Source organism: uncultured Halorubrum sp. (assembly GCF_937146585.1).
GTDB lineage: Archaea > Halobacteriota > Halobacteria > Halobacteriales > Haloferacaceae > Halorubrum > Halorubrum miltondacostae.
In genome coordinates, this window is the sequence record NZ_CAKZRO010000047.1 from 1 (window position 1) to 16221 (window position 16221).

Annotated in this window: 10 protein-coding genes; 6 read left to right on the top strand and 4 right to left on the bottom strand. The window is 70.5% G+C overall.

Annotation, left to right across the window (positions count from 1 at the left end; all coding sequences use genetic code 11):
- Together Q0116_RS04010 and Q0116_RS14340 are read right to left on the bottom strand one after the other, a co-directional pair.
- On the bottom strand, positions 1 to 1844 hold a 1844-nt coding region (locus tag Q0116_RS04010; RefSeq protein WP_297885734.1), incomplete at its 3' end, for a PAS domain S-box protein.
- Positions 1845 to 1881: 37 nt separating this feature from the next.
- Positions 1882 to 2304, bottom strand: coding sequence for a helix-turn-helix domain-containing protein (locus tag Q0116_RS14340; protein ID WP_343230108.1), 423 nt, complete (start codon positions 2302 to 2304; stop codon positions 1882 to 1884).
- A 405-nt stretch (positions 2305 to 2709) separates the two neighbouring features.
- Between Q0116_RS14340 and Q0116_RS04015 the strand changes: the two genes are divergently transcribed.
- The 5 genes from Q0116_RS04015 (at position 2710) to Q0116_RS04035 (ending at position 13253) form a co-directional block, all read left to right on the top strand.
- Positions 2710 to 3900 (top strand): amidohydrolase family protein, encoded by a 1191-nt coding sequence (locus tag Q0116_RS04015; protein WP_297885736.1) that lies wholly within the window; start codon positions 2710 to 2712, stop codon positions 3898 to 3900.
- 89 nt (positions 3901 to 3989) lie between these two features.
- Positions 3990 to 6572 (top strand): PD-(D/E)XK nuclease family protein, encoded by a 2583-nt coding sequence (locus Q0116_RS04020; RefSeq protein WP_297885738.1) that lies wholly within the window; start codon positions 3990 to 3992, stop codon positions 6570 to 6572.
- Positions 6569 to 9472, top strand: a complete 2904-nt coding sequence (locus Q0116_RS04025) for an exodeoxyribonuclease V subunit beta (protein ID WP_297885740.1) — start codon at positions 6569 to 6571, stop codon at positions 9470 to 9472. Before Q0116_RS04020 ends, Q0116_RS04025 begins: the two co-directional genes overlap by 4 nt.
- 214 nt (positions 9473 to 9686) lie before the next feature.
- Positions 9687 to 11045 carry an MFS transporter gene (locus Q0116_RS04030; RefSeq protein WP_297885742.1) on the top strand — a complete coding sequence of 453 codons (1359 nt, stop codon included), beginning with the start codon at positions 9687 to 9689 and terminating at the stop codon, positions 11043 to 11045.
- A 123-nt stretch (positions 11046 to 11168) separates the two neighbouring features.
- A complete protein-coding gene (locus Q0116_RS04035; RefSeq protein WP_297885744.1) occupies positions 11169 to 13253 on the top strand; it encodes a prolyl oligopeptidase family serine peptidase in 2085 nt (694 codons plus the stop codon).
- Between the two features lie 19 nt (positions 13254 to 13272).
- Here Q0116_RS04035 and Q0116_RS04040 read toward each other — a convergent pair whose 3' ends face one another.
- Positions 13273 to 14376 carry a TIGR04053 family radical SAM/SPASM domain-containing protein gene (locus Q0116_RS04040; protein ID WP_297885746.1) on the bottom strand — a complete coding sequence of 368 codons (1104 nt, stop codon included), beginning with the start codon at positions 14374 to 14376 and terminating at the stop codon, positions 13273 to 13275.
- A 342-nt stretch (positions 14377 to 14718) separates the two neighbouring features.
- Here Q0116_RS04040 and Q0116_RS04045 point away from each other — a divergent pair, with 342 nt between their 5' ends.
- Positions 14719 to 15402 carry a helix-turn-helix domain-containing protein gene (locus Q0116_RS04045; RefSeq protein WP_297885748.1) on the top strand — a complete coding sequence of 228 codons (684 nt, stop codon included), beginning with the start codon at positions 14719 to 14721 and terminating at the stop codon, positions 15400 to 15402.
- A gap of 347 nt (positions 15403 to 15749) precedes the next feature.
- Here Q0116_RS04045 and Q0116_RS04050 read toward each other — a convergent pair whose 3' ends face one another.
- Positions 15750 to 16115: a hypothetical protein gene (locus tag Q0116_RS04050; protein WP_297885749.1), complete on the bottom strand. Its 366-nt coding sequence runs from the start codon at positions 16113 to 16115 to the stop codon at positions 15750 to 15752.
- Positions 16116 to 16221: the final 106 nt, after the last annotated feature.

Below are 16221 nucleotides of genomic sequence, written 5' to 3' on the forward strand. Positions count from 1 at the left end.
AGCTGCTCCTTGTCGTCGAAGCCGTACATGTCGACGTGCGTCTGGTCGACGTAGACGTACTCGTCACCGTCGAGGATCGCGACGCCGTCTACCGCCTCGTCGATTGCCTGCTGGAACGATTCCAGCTGTTGTTGTCGGTTCTTTCGAGCAGTGATGTCCCTGAGTACGCCGGCCGTACCGCGGAACTCGTCGTCACCGACCAGCCCAAGTCGATTCTCGACGATCTTCCGGTGACTATCGGCCGTTTCGAGTTCGAACTCGGCGGTCGTCGACCGCCTGTCCGTGGTCCTCAGCTCCTTGATCTGCCCCCGGATCTGTTTCACGTCAGACTCGTTCATACCGATCGACGGGCGCTTGCCGATGATCTCCGTTCCATACCCGAACTCCCGTTTTGCGGCCTCGTTGACGTACGTGAAACGCCCCTCGGTGTCCAGCGCGTACACCGGGTCATCGACGGCCTCGAGTATCGTCTCATACCGCTCCAGCTCCTCGAACCGACGGCGACGTCGGATCTCGGTCCCGATCCACTTCGCGACGAGTTGTACGAACTCCGTCTCTTCCGGGCGAAACGCTTCCGCACGCGCCCTCCGCATCGAGAAGTTCACCGTCCCGTAGGCCCTGCCGTCGACGATCACAGGTGCTCCGATGTACGCGACGGCGCTTTCGGACGCCGGGTGGTTCTCATGATCGCTTTCCTCGATGTCGGCAAACGCGAGCGGTTCGGTCACGTCGCCGGCGAGCGTCGCATCGCACATCGTGCCCCCGAGATCGTACACCGCGCCCGCCTCGTGTGTCCCGGTCGCGTCAACCACGGTGTCGATCTCGTAGTCGTCTCCGTCGACGTGTGAGAGGATGCCCGTGTCGAGATCGAAGTATTCGCACCCGAGTGACAGCAGGCGCTCGATAGCCTCGTCGAACTTCTCGAAATCGACCGCGAGTTCGCTCAGCCGACGGAGCGCACTGATGTCAGCTTCTATCGGTTCCCCGTGTCCTCCCAAATCGGACTCCGCACCCGGCGATGTGTCGTGCGCCACAGTGCGGACGTAGCTCGCCCCGTCGACGTCGAATGGTTGACTCGTGAGGGTAACCGTGAGATCCGGTTGCTGTACACGCTCAAGCGACGCCGTGGACGGTTCCGACGCTCCGGTGATGGCGTCGTCGAGGTGTTCCCGGATCGCCGCCGCGGTGTCCCCGGTGATATCGGCGAGCCCGCTCCGCAGAAGCGTTTTGCGATCGCTCCCCGTTAATTCGACCGCAGCACGGTTAACGGCCACGAGAGCCCCGTCGGTATCGCTGACGAATGTGGCCCTGTCCGACTGGTCGAACAGCGCACGAGCGATATCGCAGTCCGTGGTCGACGACTGTCGGTTACCGATCCGAGACAACGTCGTTTCGAGTTTGGCCGCAATCGCTTCGATGATGGGAATTTCTTCGTCATCGAACCGCTCCCGTTCCGTGCCGACGCGTAGCACTCGGTCGCGCCCGACGGGGGCGAGCGCCTCGATCTGTACCGGGTCAGACGGGTCGTCGCCGACCGTCGCTTCGGGCATATTCTCAACCGTGCGGTCGCCCTCACGATCACCTACCTGCCTGACGATCGAGTCCGGTATCTGGTCCGGAACGCGATCGTCTGCGGCCGAAGAGGGGACAGCGGATCCGAGGGCGGTGACCGTCTCCGTCGATGGGTCATCCGTACAGACGCTCGCTACCGCGTGGTCAAAGGCGGCTTCCACGAACTCAACCGTACGGTCGACCGCCCCCTCAACCGTTTCCGCTCTGTCGAGCTCCGCCGAAAGGGCGAGATACCGCTCGGGGGCGGTCAGAGGCGATTGAGTGCCGGTCATGCGATCGTAAATCCTTCCATGAATATAAATTGTTGAGTTACTGATTATTCCGCGCTGGAGGCCGTCGTTCCGGGGTCGCCGCGGCATTCTGGGCGGTCCTTCCCGCTGGGGCGGATCCGGTCGGTCCCTGGGCTTCGGTCTGGGTGGAGCGTTCAAGCGTTGACGCGTCGGTGCCGACTGCTTCCCGGACACACGTCCACGCGAAGACCGAGGGTACCGGGGCAAATCTGACACCCACAGCGTCGGTCGTTCTCCGATATAACGTCGCGCCGGACGCGTCCCCTTCGTCCGCAGAGACGACGCTCAAGAGACCGACTGCCACCAGTTCACTGACACGGCGATAGCAGGTCGCGATTGGGATGTCCAGCGAATTACTGAGCTGAGTTGCCGAGGCCGGCTCTCCGGCCGCTCCGAGAATTTCCATACTGTACTCCCGGCCGAGTGCTCGTACGGGTTTCATGAATTGTTATCCTCGGTAAACCGAATATTATCACGAGTGAAAGACTAACTTCCAATCAGTATCGGTTGCCCCGTTCGTACACCGATGCTCATCGGTATCCGAACTCTCGACCACGCGACGACGCCGAGCAGTTCGGGGCTCATACGTCGTTTCCACGCGAACTCCCGTTGGAACTACTGTTTTCAGCCCGCCTCGGATTCGGACGCTTCACGCCTCGGAGGTCGATTCGTTGGACAGGCGAACTCGAACCGGCAGCGTCCATCCGGTTGTCACGTCCCTCAGCGCGACCGAGACATCCCAGCAAGTCGAGGACTCGCTTTGGTAGACGTCGCGACCCGACGCCGATCTCCGGCCGGACGAGCCGCCTCCTGAACCGTTTAGTACCGTGCCGGCGAACTCCATTCCATGTACGCGCTCGTCGGCGGGACCGTCCACACGGCAACGGAGCGGGGAACGATCGACGCGACCGTCGTCATCGACGACGGCGAGATCGTCTCCCTCGACGACGGTGAGCCGCCCGAGGAGGCGACGGTGATCGACGTCTCGGGCCACCACGTCACGCCGGGGCTCGTCGACGCGCACAGCCACGCCGGCATGGCCGAGTGGGGCGAACCGGAGGACGGCGACGTCAACGAGGGGACCTCGGCGGTCACGCCGCACGTCAACGCGCTCGACGGGTTCCACCCGCGCGACGAGGAGCTGAAACACGCGTTCCAGAACGGCGTCACCGCCGTCTCGGCGCGGATGGGGTCCGGCAACGTGATCGGCGGGATCATCTGCTCGATGAAGACCCACGGGCTCACCGCCGACGACATGCTGATCCGCGAGGACGGGATGAAGGCCGCGATGGGCGAGAACCCGAAGCGCTTCCACGGCGAGGAGCAGGGCCGCCAGCCCTCGACGCGTCCCGGCGTCGCCGCCACCCTCCGGTCGGCGCTGATGGAGGCCGAGGACTACGTCGACCGGCGCGAGCAGGCCCGCAACGAGGGCGATCCGTTCGAGCGCGACCTCGGCATGGAGAACCTCGCCCGCGTCCTCACCGAGGGGCTCCCGCTCCGCGTCCACGCCCACCGCACCGACGACATCATGACCGTCTTCCGGATCGCCGAGGAGTTCGGCATCGAGTCGCTCTCGATCGAACACGCGACCGAGGGCCACCTGATCGCCGAGGAGTTCGCGGAGCGGGACGTGCCCGCGATCGTCGGCCCCTCGCTGTACTCGGGCGCGAAGTACGAACTCCGGAACATCACCTTCGAGACGCCGGCGATCCTCCGCGAGGCGGGCGTGAAGGTCGCGATCCAGACGGACGCGCCCGTGCTCCCCCAACAGCACCTCGACGTCTGCGTCGGGCTCGCGGTCCGCGAGGGCTTCCCCGCGGACGAGGCGCTAGAGGCGGTGACGCGCTATCCGGCCGAGATCCTCGGCATCGACGACAGCGTCGGCACGCTGGAGGTCGGCACGGACGCCGACGTGGCGGTCTGGGACGGCGTCTTCTACGAGAACGACAGCCGGACGCGACACGTGTTCGTCGACGGCGAACACGTGTTCGACCGCGAGCGCGACGCGGTCGACCCCCGCGACGAGTACGACTGGTAGCCGGCGCGTCGGCGACGACGGCCCTCGCCCCGAGCCGACCGTGGCCCGCCCCGCTATCTTTTAGTCGCCCGTCCGTCTCTCGCGTAGTCGTGCCCATCCGCCGCGCGACCCCCGTCGACGCTCTCTACGCGGAACTCCGCGACTACGACCTCGTCGTGACCCCCGACGCCCCGCTCGCGAGCGCGATCAACCGTCGCCTCGACCGCCCGCACTTCGGGACGTTCGCGACCACGCCGCGGCGCCTCGCGGCGGGTCGACGCGAACGGGCGGAGGACCGAATCGCCTTTCTCGAAGCGATCGAGCGGACGGACCACGACTGGAAGGCGGTCGCGTACGCCGTCGGGAACGTGCTCCAGTGTTGGGAGCACCGCGGCCGCCTCGACGCGGTCCTCGACTACGACGCGTACGTCGACGACGCGACTCGCGACGTCGTCGAGGTCATGCGCTCCCTCCGGACGACGTCGAAGCGGCTCACTGAGTACACGGTCGACGACGGTCGCTCGGTGGCCGTCGTCGGTGCCGAGCAGCTGACCGCCCTGGAACGCAGCGTCCTCCCGGAGACCTGCGACCGGGTCGACCTCTTCGCGGACGAGGCGTTCGACCACCCCCCGTTCCACGTGTTCGAGTCGGCGACGGACATCGTCGGCGCGCTGCTCGACGCGGTCACGGCGGAGAACGCCGAGCACGTCGCCGTCGTCCTCGACGGCGGGAGCCGGTACTCCTCGCTCGTCGAGTCCGCGTTCGAGGCGGCCGGAATCCCCTTCTACGGCGGTCCCGGGTTCGCCGACGACCCGCACCACCGTGCGTTCGTCCGGCTCCTCCGGCTCGGATTTCGCGGCACGGAGGCGACCGTCGGCGACGCCGCGCCGGTGCTCGCGCAGATGGGCGTCGACGTACCGCTCGCCGATCGGGAGCGGCGGCTGGACGCCGTCGACCGACCGGAGCTGGCGTGGCTCCGACGGTTCCGCGCCGGGATCGATGAGCGGACGTTCGGGGAGGCGCTCGACGCCTACGCCGCCGAAGCCGGCGTCGAACTGCCGCGCTTCGACGAGGAACTCCAGCGGTTGGGGCTCGCCGACGCCCCCGTGACGAGCGCGGCGGTCGACCGGCTGGCGTACTATCTCCAGACATACGAGGTCCCGGTCGACAGGGAGAACGAGGGCGTCCTCCTCGCCGACGCGAAGTCCTCCGCGTACGTGGACCGCCCCGTCGTCTTCCACCTCGGCATGGACGAGGCGTGGACGCACTCGGCCCCCCAGCGCCCGTGGGTCGACACCGAGGCCCAGTTCGAGCGGTACGTCGGTGGCTTTCAGCGACTCCTCCAGAGCGGCGACCGGCAGTACTACCTCGTCCGCGACGCGGCCGGCGGGGAGCCGGTCACGCCCTGCCTGTACTTCGGCGACCTCCTCGACGAGGAGTACGAGCGGTTCAGCGACCTCGACTCGGTCGAACACCGGCGGCGACCCCGCTCCGCGGGGACCGGATTCGACTACGATCCCCTCGATGTCGAGCCCCGATCGGACGACACGATCAGCCAGTCAGCCCTCAACGGCTACGTCAACAGCCCGCGCGACTACCTCTTCGGGCGGCTCCTCGATCGGCCCGATCAGGAGCGGTTCGTCGAGGGGAACCTCTTTCACGACTTCGCGGAGTTCGCCGCGTGCCACCCCGACCTCGTCTCGGAGACGCCGACCGCGGAGCTCGTCGACGCCGTGCTCGCCGAGACCGAGGCGTTCGTCGCGCCCGCGGACGAGCCGCTCCGCCGCCGGAAGTACCGGATCGGGCTGGAGCTGATCGCGGAGTACCTGGCCGAGAACGGACCGGCGTCGGACGAGTTCCTCACGCCGGCCTCGGGGTGGGGGACCAACTTCTTCGCGGACTACTTCGACGAGCCGGTCGACTCCCCGCTCACCGAGCGCTGGTTCGAGGACGAGGCCCTCGGCGTGAAGGGGAAGATCGACCTCGTGCGCTCGCCGACCGCGCTGCTCGACTACAAGAGCGGCTCGCGGAAGCGGGCGTCGCAGGTCGTCGGGGGCGCGGCGGTCGACCCGCCGGCGGACGCGCCAGACTTCCAGGCGGCGCTGTACCTGACCTACTACCGGACGCTCCGCCCGGACGAGCGGCTGGAGTTCACCTTCTTCCACTTCCTCGAACCGATGGACGACGTGATCGCCGGCGACGCCGACCTCGACGACGCGCTCACGACGGTCACCTACCACCCGGTCGCGTTCGACGAGTACGTCGGCTCGCGAGAGGCCTACGAGCGGCTGCTGGACGGGTACACCGACTGCCGAGAGACGTTCGACGACCTCGGCTACCAGGCGTACGAGGCGGTCGTGGCGCCGCTGTCGTTCCCCGAGACGACGGACAAGGGGGAGCTGCGCGCCTCGGAGTTCGCCGAGCGGTTCACCGACGCGGTCGACGCTCGCACGTCGTCGGACGTCGACGCCGAGAAGGGGGCGGACCAGGCGGTCCGCGAGCTCAACGGCGTCCGCAGGCGGGCGTTCTTCCGCGAGGACTTGGACGCGTTCGAGTCGTTCGTCGACGAGCGGCTGGCGGAGCTCGCCGAGCGGCGCGCCGGCGAGGAGCGGTTCCCGGTGGACGGGCTCTCGGGCGGTCCGAACTACCGGCGCGTGGACAACCGCGACCTGCTGTTGGAGGGCGACCGATGACGGACCCGACGCCGAACGAGGCGCAGCGGCGGCTCATCGAGAGCACCGAGGGGACGTACCTCGTCGACGCCGGCCCGGGCACCGGGAAGACGTTCGCGATCGCCCGCCGCTACGGGCGGATCGTCGACCGACCCGGCGTCGACCCGGACGACGTGCTGCTGGCGACGTTCACGCGGAGCGCCGCGACGGAGATGAAAGAGCGCGTCGTCGACCACAGCGCGTACGGGGTGCGCGAGCTGGCCGACGCCCCGATCCGGACGTTCCACTCGCACTGTCACGAACTCCTCCGCGAGCACGGGTACGCCGCCCCGACGCACCTCGGTCTCGACGAGCGGATCACGGGGTCGACGCGGATCGTCGACGACGACCTCGTCGAGGCCGAGCGCTTCCGCGAGTTCTTCGGCGGGTTCCGCGACGAGCACCCGGAACACGCCGCGTTCTACCGGGCGCTCCCGGCGCCGGGCGAACTGCTCGACCTGATCGACGAGCTCGCGTCGAAGGGGATCTTCCCCACGACCGACGGCTGGTACCGGGACGGGGAGTCGCACCTCGACGGCGACCTCGCGGCGTTCGCGGAGCGCTTCGACGCCGCGAATCGACCGCGGAACGACGGGCGGAAGCAGTCCCCGCTGCGGGAGGACCTGAGCCGCTTCGGCCGCGGGAAGACGTACCTCCCGGACGCGCCCTCGAAGTCGGAGCTCCGCGGCGGCCGCGGGACGAAGCGGCTCGACGACGACGTGGCGCGAGACGTCTTTCGCGAGGACCGCGAGGACCTCAAGACGTTCGTCCACGACGTCTACGTCGAGTACCTCCGGTTCGCCCTCCGGCGCAACTACCTCTCCTTCAGCTTCCTCCAGCTGTTCGCGTTCGTCCTCCTCTGCGAGGACGAGCGCGCCCGCGAGGCGGCGCAGGTCGAGTACGTGATGGTCGACGAGTTCCAAGACACGAGCGAGATCCAGTTCAAGCTCGCGCTGCTTCTGTCGGCGGGGACCAACCTCTGCGTCGTCGGCGACTGGAAGCAGAGCATCTACTCGTTCCAGTACGCGGACGTGCGCAACATCCTGGAGTTCGAGGACCGGCTCGAGCGGTTCGCCGCGGACCTCAACGCCGACGCCGACCGCACCGCCGTCGACGCCGCCGACCCGACGCGGATCGAACTGCGCGAGAACTACCGGTCGACGGCGTCGGTCATCGACCTCTCCGAGCGGGCGATCGCGACGCCGGCGACGGGCGGCGAGACCGTCGACGCCCCCCTCGACGACGTCGTCGAACTCTCCTCGAACGCCGCCTTCGACAACACGGTCGTCGAGGGCATTGCGCACGAGGACGAACACGAGGCGGTCCTCGCGGAGATTCGGGAGATCGTCGGCAACGACGAGTACGCCGTGGAGGACGCGGACGGCGAGCCGCGCCCGCCGGAGCACGGTGATATTGCGGTGTTCACGCGGACGCGGGAGTGGGGCCGCGACCTCTTGGCCGTCGCGGACGAGTACGACTTCCCGATGGCCTACGACGGCGGGATCGAACTGTTCCGGACCGACCCGGCGAAGCTCCTGCTCGCGTGGCTCCGCGTCCTCGAGTCGGACGCCGACCGCGGGTGGGCGGTGATCCTCGAGGAGATCGGCTACGCGTTCGACGAGATCGACCGCGTGCTTGAGACGGGGTCGTACCCGGCCGACGCGGCCGCGTTCCGCGACGAACTCCGCGACCTGGCGTCGGTCGGCGCGGTCGCGCGCCGCGTCCTCGACCGGTACGGGTTCTCCGGCGACACGGCCGACGCCCTCCTCCACGCGGTCCAGTCGGTCCACGACGCCACGACTGCGACGCGGGGGGACCTGATCCGGCTCATCGAGCGTGGCATCGAGACCGGCACCACCGTCGACGTCAGCGCGACCGCGGGCGACGACGCGGTGACCGTCCAGACGATCCACGCGGCGAAGGGGCTGGAGTATCCGATCGTCGTGCTGGCGAACATGAACGAGGGGCGCTTCCCGCCGCGGGCGGGCGGGTCGAGCGTCTTCGAGTATCGGGACCCGGTCGGCCTCCGACAGCGGAAGCTGTACTCGGAGGCGGGGACCCACCCGCACGTCTACGACAACTGGCGGCACGACGTGATCCGGCGGTGTCTGCCCCGCGAGTACGACGAGGAGCGCCGGCTGCTCTACGTCGCGATCACGCGCGCCGAGAGCCACGTCGTGTTCGCCGCCGGCGAGGACCCGAACGCCTTCCTCGAGGGGCTCCCGGTCGCCGTCGAGGCGGTCGACCCGGACGTCGAGCCGTTCGACCGCGACGAGCCGGCCGACGCCGAGCGGCCGTTCGCGGTGACGGCCCCGGACGGACCGGTCGGCCACACCCCACACTCGCTGATGGACCAGACGGTGTTCGAGGAGACCGGCGAGCGGCGGGAGGCCGGTCCCGAGGTCGGAGCCGCCGCCGAGAGCGAGACCGAGACCGGGGGGATGGCGTTCGGCTCCCGCGTCCACGACTTCGCGGAGGCGTACGCTCTCGGCGACGACGTGACGCCGTCGAACGGCCACGAGCGGCGGGTCGTCGAGTTCCTCGACGGGCTTTCGGGCGATTTCCACGTCGAGGAGCCGGTCACGCTCCCGATCGAGGTCGACGGCCGCCGCGTCACCGTCTCGGGGATCGCGGACCTCGTCTGCGTGACCGACGACCGAGTCGACGTCGTCGACTACAAGACGGACGCCACGCGGCGCGCGCAGCCCGAGTACCGGAAACAGCTCAGCGTCTACTACCACGTCCTCGACGACTGGTTCGGCGACAGGGAGGTCGAGACGAGCCTGTTCTACACGAGCGACGGGACGCGCGAAGCGATCGAGCCGCTCGGCCTCGACGCGCTGCGATCGCTCGTCCGCGCGGCCGACGCGGCGTCCGACTGACGCACTCGGGCGGTCCGGTCGCCGCCGGAATCGCTGGCCTCCACTCGGCGCGACGCGAAGCGAGCCGGGCCCCGCGTCCCGTACCCCGGCCCGGGCGACGGGGTTGGATTTTTGCCGACGCGAACCGGACGACGCGTATGGCGCTCCTCGCCAGAGGTCCGACCCGCGCCGGCGCCGACGACCGCGACCGGTCCGGACCGCGGGGGTCGAGCCCGTGAGCGCCGACGCCGCCGACGCGGAGTCGTCCGGCCCGCTCGACGCGTTCCGCCGGTTCTTCGCGCTGGAGCGCGACGTGCTCGTGTTATCGGTCGCGATGTTCGCGTTCAGCCTCGGGTTCCAGATGACGAACCGGTTCCTCCCCGAGTACATGGTCGCGCTCGGCGCGTCCGGGTTCGCGGTCGGCCTGTTCGGCACGTTCGGCAACGTCATCTCGGCGGTCTACCCGTACCCCGGCGGCGCCGTCTCGGACCGCCTCGGCTCGCGGTACGCGCTGACGCTCTTCGGCCTGCTGTCGACGCTCGGCTTCGTCGTCTGGCTCGTCGCGCCGAGCCTCGGCGCGGTCGACGTCGCCGGGGTCGTCGTCGAGCCGTGGGTGTGGATCTTCGTCGGACTGGTCCTCGCGCAGGCGTGGAAGTCGTTCGGCCTCGGCGCGACGTTCGCGGTCGTGAAGCAGGCGACGGACCCCTCGCGGCTGGCCGCCGGCTTCGCCAGCACGGAGACGTTCCGGCGGACCGCGTTCCTCGTCGGCCCGGTGCTGGCCGCGGTCCTCATCGGGCTCCGCGCGGAGTTCACCGCGAGCTTCCGGCTCGTCCTCGCGGTCGGGGTCGCCGTCGGCGCCCTCGGCACGCTCGTCCAGCACGTCCTCTACGACGCGAGCGGCGACTCCTTCGGCGACTCGTTCGCGGGCGTCGAGCGGATCCGACGCGACCTCCGGGAGATGCCGGCCCCGCTCCGGCCGCTGCTCGTGGGGGACACGCTCGTGCGGTTCGCGAACGGGATGGTGTACGTGTTCTTCGTGCTGGTTGTTACCCAGTTCTTCCAGGTCGGACTGGACACCACCGTCGCGCTCGGCGGGTTCTCGTACGACGTGAGCCTCTCGCCGCAGGCGTTCTTCGGCTACCTCCTCGGCGTCGAGATGCTCGTCGCGCTGCTGATCATGGTCCCCGCCTCGAAGCTGGCCGAGCGCGTGGGGCTCAAGCCGGTGGTCGCCGTCGGGTTCGCGGTGTACGCCGTCTTCCCGGTCGTGCTGATCTACGCGCCGGCGCTCGCGGGGTCGGTCCTGCCGCTCTCCGCGGTGATGGTCGCCGTCTTCGCGTTCTCGGGGCTGCGGTTCGCCGGACTCCCGTCGCACAAGGCGCTGATCGTCGGCCCGGCTGAGAGCGGATCCGGCGGCCGCGTCACGGGCACGTACTACCTGCTCCGGAACACCGTCGTCATCCCGAGCGCGGCGGTCGGGGGGTACCTGTGGGACTTCGTCAGCCCCGAAGTTGCGTTCACCGTCGCGGCCGTCATCGGGCTCGTCGGTACCGGCTACTTCCTCGCGTTCGGCGAGGAGTTCGAGGCGTACGCGTGAGGCGAGACGCCCCGGAGCGGGGACCGGACGCGGGCGACCACCGGCCCGTGCGCCGGACCCCGATCGGTGGCTCGGGTGGGCGGCTCGCGTAGGTTTAATTGAGCGGCGACGCTCATCGATCCCATGCCGACACCGTACGGCGAGTGGCCGTCGCCGGTCGCCCCGGAGGACGTCGCCGCCGACGTCAGGTCGTTCGCGTCCGTCGAGACCGACGGAGACCACGTCTACTGGCTCGAACGCCGCCCGTCCGAGGGCGGTCGAGGCGTCGTCTGCCGCGCCCCGGTCGACGACCCCGGCGCCGGTCCGACAGCGGTGACGCCGGAGGAACTCGACGTGCGCACGCTCGTCCACCAGTACGGCGGCGGCGACGTACTCGTCGCGGACGGGACAGTGCTCGCGGCGAGCATGGACGACCAGCGGCTCTACCGACTGCCCGCGGACGGGAGCGCGGCCGAAGGAGACGCGGAACCGACCCCGGTCACGCCGGAGCCGCCGAAGCAGATGGCCCACCGCTACGCCGACATGCGGCTCGCTCCGGACGGGGAGACCGTCTACGCCGTCCGCGAGCGTCACGTCGGGCCGGAAACCGACGAGGAGCCCCGGAACGAGCTGGTCCGCTTCCCGCTGTCCCCCGACCCGGCTCCGGAGACCGGTGTCTCGGACCCGGTCGTCGTCGCGGCGGGGCACGACTTCTACGCCGCGCCGCGGCCGGCGCCCGACGGCGACCGGATCGCGTACCTGCGGTGGAACCACCCGAACATGCCGTGGGACGGGACCGAACTCGTCGTCGCCGCGGTCGACGAGGCGGGCGACGTCCGCGACGAGCGCGTCGTCGCGGGCGGCCCCGACGAGTCGGTCGTCTCGCCGAAGTGGTCGCCCGACGGCGTCCTCCACGCGGCCGCCGACCCCACCGGCTGGTGGAACCTCTACCGGTTCCGGGCCGACTCCGGCGGCGACGCGGCGGGCGGGCGCGACGGCGACGCCGCACTCCCGACGGCCGGGGACGCCGAGGCCCTCCGCGAGACCTCGGCCGCGTTCGGCGTGCCGATGTGGACTCTCGGCGTGTCGACGTTCGCGTTCCTCGGCGACGGGCGGATCGCCACGCTGGTCACCGAGGGGGGTGACCCGAGCCTGCGCCTGCTCGACCCGGAGACGGGCGACCTCGCCGACCCGGGCCTCCCGTACAGTTCCTTCCGGCCGGCGTCGATCCGCTCCGACGGCGATCGCGTCGCCTTCGTCGGCCACCGGACCGACGCGCCGAGCGCCGTCGTCGCGTGGCGGCCGGAGGCGGACGACGGGGGACCGCGCCGGCTCCGCGAGTCGACCGACGACGCGCTGGACCCCGCGTACGTCTCGGAGCCGGAGTCGGTCACCTTCCCGACCGGCGACGCGGTCGGCGCCGACGACGCGACCGCGTACGGCCACTACTACCCGCCCCACAACCCCGACGCCGAGGCGCCCGCCGACGCGGCGCCGCCGCTCCTCGTCAGGGTCCACGGCGGACCGACGAGCCGGTCCGAGGCGTCGCTGTCGTCGACGGTCCAGTTCTGGACGACCCGCGGCGTCGGGGTGCTCGCGGTGAACTACCGGGGGTCGACGGGGTACGGTCGCGCCTTCCGCGAGGCGCTGAAGGGGGAGTGGGGCGTCCGCGACGTGCTCGACTGCGTCAACGCCGCCCGGTACGCCGCCGACGAGGGGTTCGCCGACCCGGACCGGCTGGCGATATCGGGCGGGAGCGCGGGCGGGTTCGCGGTGCTCGCCGCGCTCGCGTTCCACGATACGTTCGACGCGGGCGCGAGCTACTACGGCGTCGCCGACCTCCGCGCGCTGGCGGCGGAGACCCACAAGTTCGAGTCGCGCTACCTCGACGGGCTCGTCGGCCCGCTCCCCGAGGCCGCCGACGTCTACGAGGCGCGGTCGCCGGTCGCGCACGCCGAGGGGGTCACCGCGCCGCTGCTGCTGTTACAGGGCGGCGAGGACGAGGTGGTCCCGCCCGCGCAGGCCGAGGCGATGATCGACGCCCTCGTCGCGAACGAGACGCCGTACGCGTACGTGGAGTTTCCGGAGGAGCGCCACGGGTTCCGTGACGCCGACAACGTCGCCCGGGCGCACGCCGCCGAACTCGCGTTCTACGGCGCGGCGTTCGACTTCGACCCGGCCGGCAGCGTCGCCGACCTCGAGCTCCTCGTCGGCGAACGGCCTGAGTGAGTCGCCGGCGACGCCGGGATCAGTCGGCGGTTCCGGACTGCCCCCCGTCGTTCCCTCGCTGGCGCTCCGGCAGCTCCCCGTCGTAGCCGTCCGGCACGTACGGACACAGCGGGTCGCTGCCGGTGGGGTCGCCGGTGACGGCGTACGCCCGCGAGCGGCTCCCCCCGCAGACGTGGCGGAACTCGCAGGCCCCGCACTTGCCCGAGAAGCCGTCCGGATCGCGGAGCGACTCGAACAGGTCGGCGTTCCGGTAGACGTCGACGACGGACCTGTCGCGGACGTTCCCCGCCGACTCGGGCAGGAAGCCGGACGGGTACACCTCGCCGGTGTGGCTGACGAACGCGAACCCGCGGCCGGCCGTGATCCCGCCCCGTCTGTCGGCCCCCGCGTCGGTGTCGCCGTCCTCGGCGCGCTGGATGCCGACGCGGCGGTAAAAGGGGGCCTCGGTGGTCTTGACGCCGAAGCGCTCCTCATTCGCCACCTCGTGGAGCCACGCCATCGCCGCCTCCGCGCGCTCGGGGGAGACGGGGTCGAGGACGCGACCCCGGCCCACCGGGACGAGGAAGAAGACGCTCCAGAGGACCGCGCCGAGGTCCCGGACGCGGTCGCGGATCGCGGGGAGGTCGTCGACGGTGTCGGCGCAGACGGTGGTGTTGATCTGGAGCGGGATCCCGGCGTCGCGAGCGGCGCGCGCGGCCGCGACGGTGTCCGCGTAGCTCTCCTCGCCGCGGAACGCGTCGTGGCGCTCGCGGGTCGGGCCGTCGAGGCTCAGCGCCATCCGCGCGATTCCCGCGTCGCCGAGGTCGCGGACGCGCTCCGGCGTGAGCGACCGCGTGCCGCTCGGGGTGATCGTCATCCGGAGGCCGAGGTCGTCGCCGTGCGCGACCAGCTCGGTGAGGTCGTCGCGCGCGAGCGGGTCGCCCCCGGAGAGGACGACGAGCTGGCCGTCGCCGAACGCCGCGGCCTCCTCGAGCAGTCGCTTCCCCTCCGCGGTCGTCAGCTCGTCGGGGTGCCGCTGCGGCCGCGCGTCGGCCCGACAGTGCCGACACGCGAGCCCGCAGGCCTGCGTGACCTCCCAGACGAGGACCAGCGGCCGCCGGTCCGTGTCGAGGTCGTCGAACATCGCTTACGACCGGCTACGGTCCCGACCCGCTTGGGGTCGTCCCCGAACGTGTTCCCCCGCCCGCTCGGGACGAATATTCCGCCGATCGAGAGCCCCCACGCCGCGGTCGCGTCGGCGTCGTCGGCAGCGCCCTCGACCGATCGGTCGCCCCCGCCGGATCGCCAGATCGCCGTGACGACCGCGTCGGTCCGCTCGGCCACCGCCCGTTCGACCGCCGTCGGATCGCCGGTGTCGGATCCCATGTCCGCCGCTTCGGCCGCGCGCCCCGCGTGGTTTGTGACGAACGTGTTCCGGCGACAGCGCAGCCGAAGGTACTTCCACCCCGGCGGCGAATCCGCGGGCATGGCACAGGCACGCCTCCGCGTGACGATCCCGGACGGCCCGTGGGTCGGCGACGTCTCGCGGGAGTTCCCGGACGCCCGGTTCCAGGTGCTGACCGCGACGCCCGACGACGGCGCGGGGTTCGCGCTGGTCCGGATCACGGCCGACGACACGGAGCCGATCCTCGACGCCGTCGAGGCGCACGACGTCGTCACCCACTGTTCGGTGATGGCCGGGGACGACGGGATGGTCACCGTCCAGGTCGAGGCGCTCGTCCCGCTCTTACAGATGGTCGCGCGCCGGGCCGGCGTCCCGATCGAGATGCCGGTCGAGATCCGCGACGGCGTCGCGCGCATCGACCTCACCGGCGACCACGAGCGCGTCGCGAAGTTCGGCGACGCCCTGCGCGACGTCGGCGCGGAGTTCGACGTCGAGTACGTCCAACAGCGCGTCAACCCCGGCGGGTCGCTCACGGAGCGCCAGCGCGAGGTCCTCTTCGAGGCGGTCGACCGCGGCTACTACGACGTCCCCCGGGAGTGTACGCTCACGGAGGTCGCCGACCACGTGGGGATCGCCAAGTCGACCTGTAGCGAGGTGCTCCAGCGCGTCGAGCGCACCGTCGTCCGCGAGTTCGTCGACGACCTCCCGCGCCGCCCGGCCGGGCTCGAAGCGCCCGAGGACGACGGCATCGAGCGGATCCAGTGACTGGCTGAGAACGGGTCGAGGAACCCCGACGCGTCCGGATCGCCCGGCTCAGAGCCGCCGGCGGCGGACCAGTCGAGATGCGGAGGCGAGGGACTGTGCTGGGACGGGAAACGGTGAGTCCGCGACCGAACGAGATCCGCTACTGGAAGCCGCCCTCGTAGTCCACCGTCCGGCGGAGTAGGCGGAGCCCGAGCGTCTCGCCGTAGAACTCGACGTGGCTCTCGGGGTCGCGGACGCTCCCCGCGACGCGGCGGCGTCCGGGGTGTCAGCGAGCGCGGGATCGGTTCGGTGCCGCGCCCGAGAGTCGATGTCGGTCTCGGGGACCCCGGGACGAGGCCGTCGCCCGCTCAAGCGAGCCACAGCAGGCGCACGTTGCTCGCGGTGAGGTACGTCCCGGTGATCGTGAGCAGCACCGGCGGGAAGTAGTAGAGGAGTCCGTCGCCCTCGCGCGCCCCCTCGACGCTGATCCAGAGCATCACGAGGTAGACGGCGATCTTCAGCGCGACGAGCCCGGAGAGGCCGAACGACTCCAGCGCGAACCGCACGACCGGGTTCGCCTCGTCGATCGTCGGGACGTATCGGAGGAAGGCGACGGTCGACACGATGTCGCCGACGCCGTACGTCGCGGTCGCCGCGATCCAGAGCCAGTAGAACTCGTTCGGCCGGCGGCGGTACGCCGGGCGACGCCGGGACCGGTCGCGGGTGCGGGACACGACCCGAACTGTCGGGCGGCGGACGTGAAACTGCCGGTTCCGCGCGGGCGACGGCCGCGGCCGGTCCCCGCGCCGGCGTTCGGACCGCCATCCAGCCGACTTAAGA

Bases quoted from the DNA above. Each gene is read 5' to 3' on its own strand.
- Q0116_RS14340 (WP_343230108.1), bottom strand. From the start codon at position 2,304: ATGAAACCCGTACGAGCACTCGGCCGGGAGTACAGTATGGAAATTCTC.
- Q0116_RS04015 (WP_297885736.1), top strand. From the start codon at position 2,710: ATGTACGCGCTCGTCGGCGGGACCGTCCACACGGCAACGGAGCGGGGA.
- Q0116_RS04025 (WP_297885740.1), top strand. From the start codon at position 6,569: ATGACGGACCCGACGCCGAACGAGGCGCAGCGGCGGCTCATCGAGAGC.
- Q0116_RS04035 (WP_297885744.1), top strand. From the start codon at position 11,169: ATGCCGACACCGTACGGCGAGTGGCCGTCGCCGGTCGCCCCGGAGGAC.
- Q0116_RS04040 (WP_297885746.1), bottom strand. From the start codon at position 14,376: ATGTTCGACGACCTCGACACGGACCGGCGGCCGCTGGTCCTCGTCTGG.
- Q0116_RS04045 (WP_297885748.1), top strand. From the start codon at position 14,719: ATGGCACAGGCACGCCTCCGCGTGACGATCCCGGACGGCCCGTGGGTC.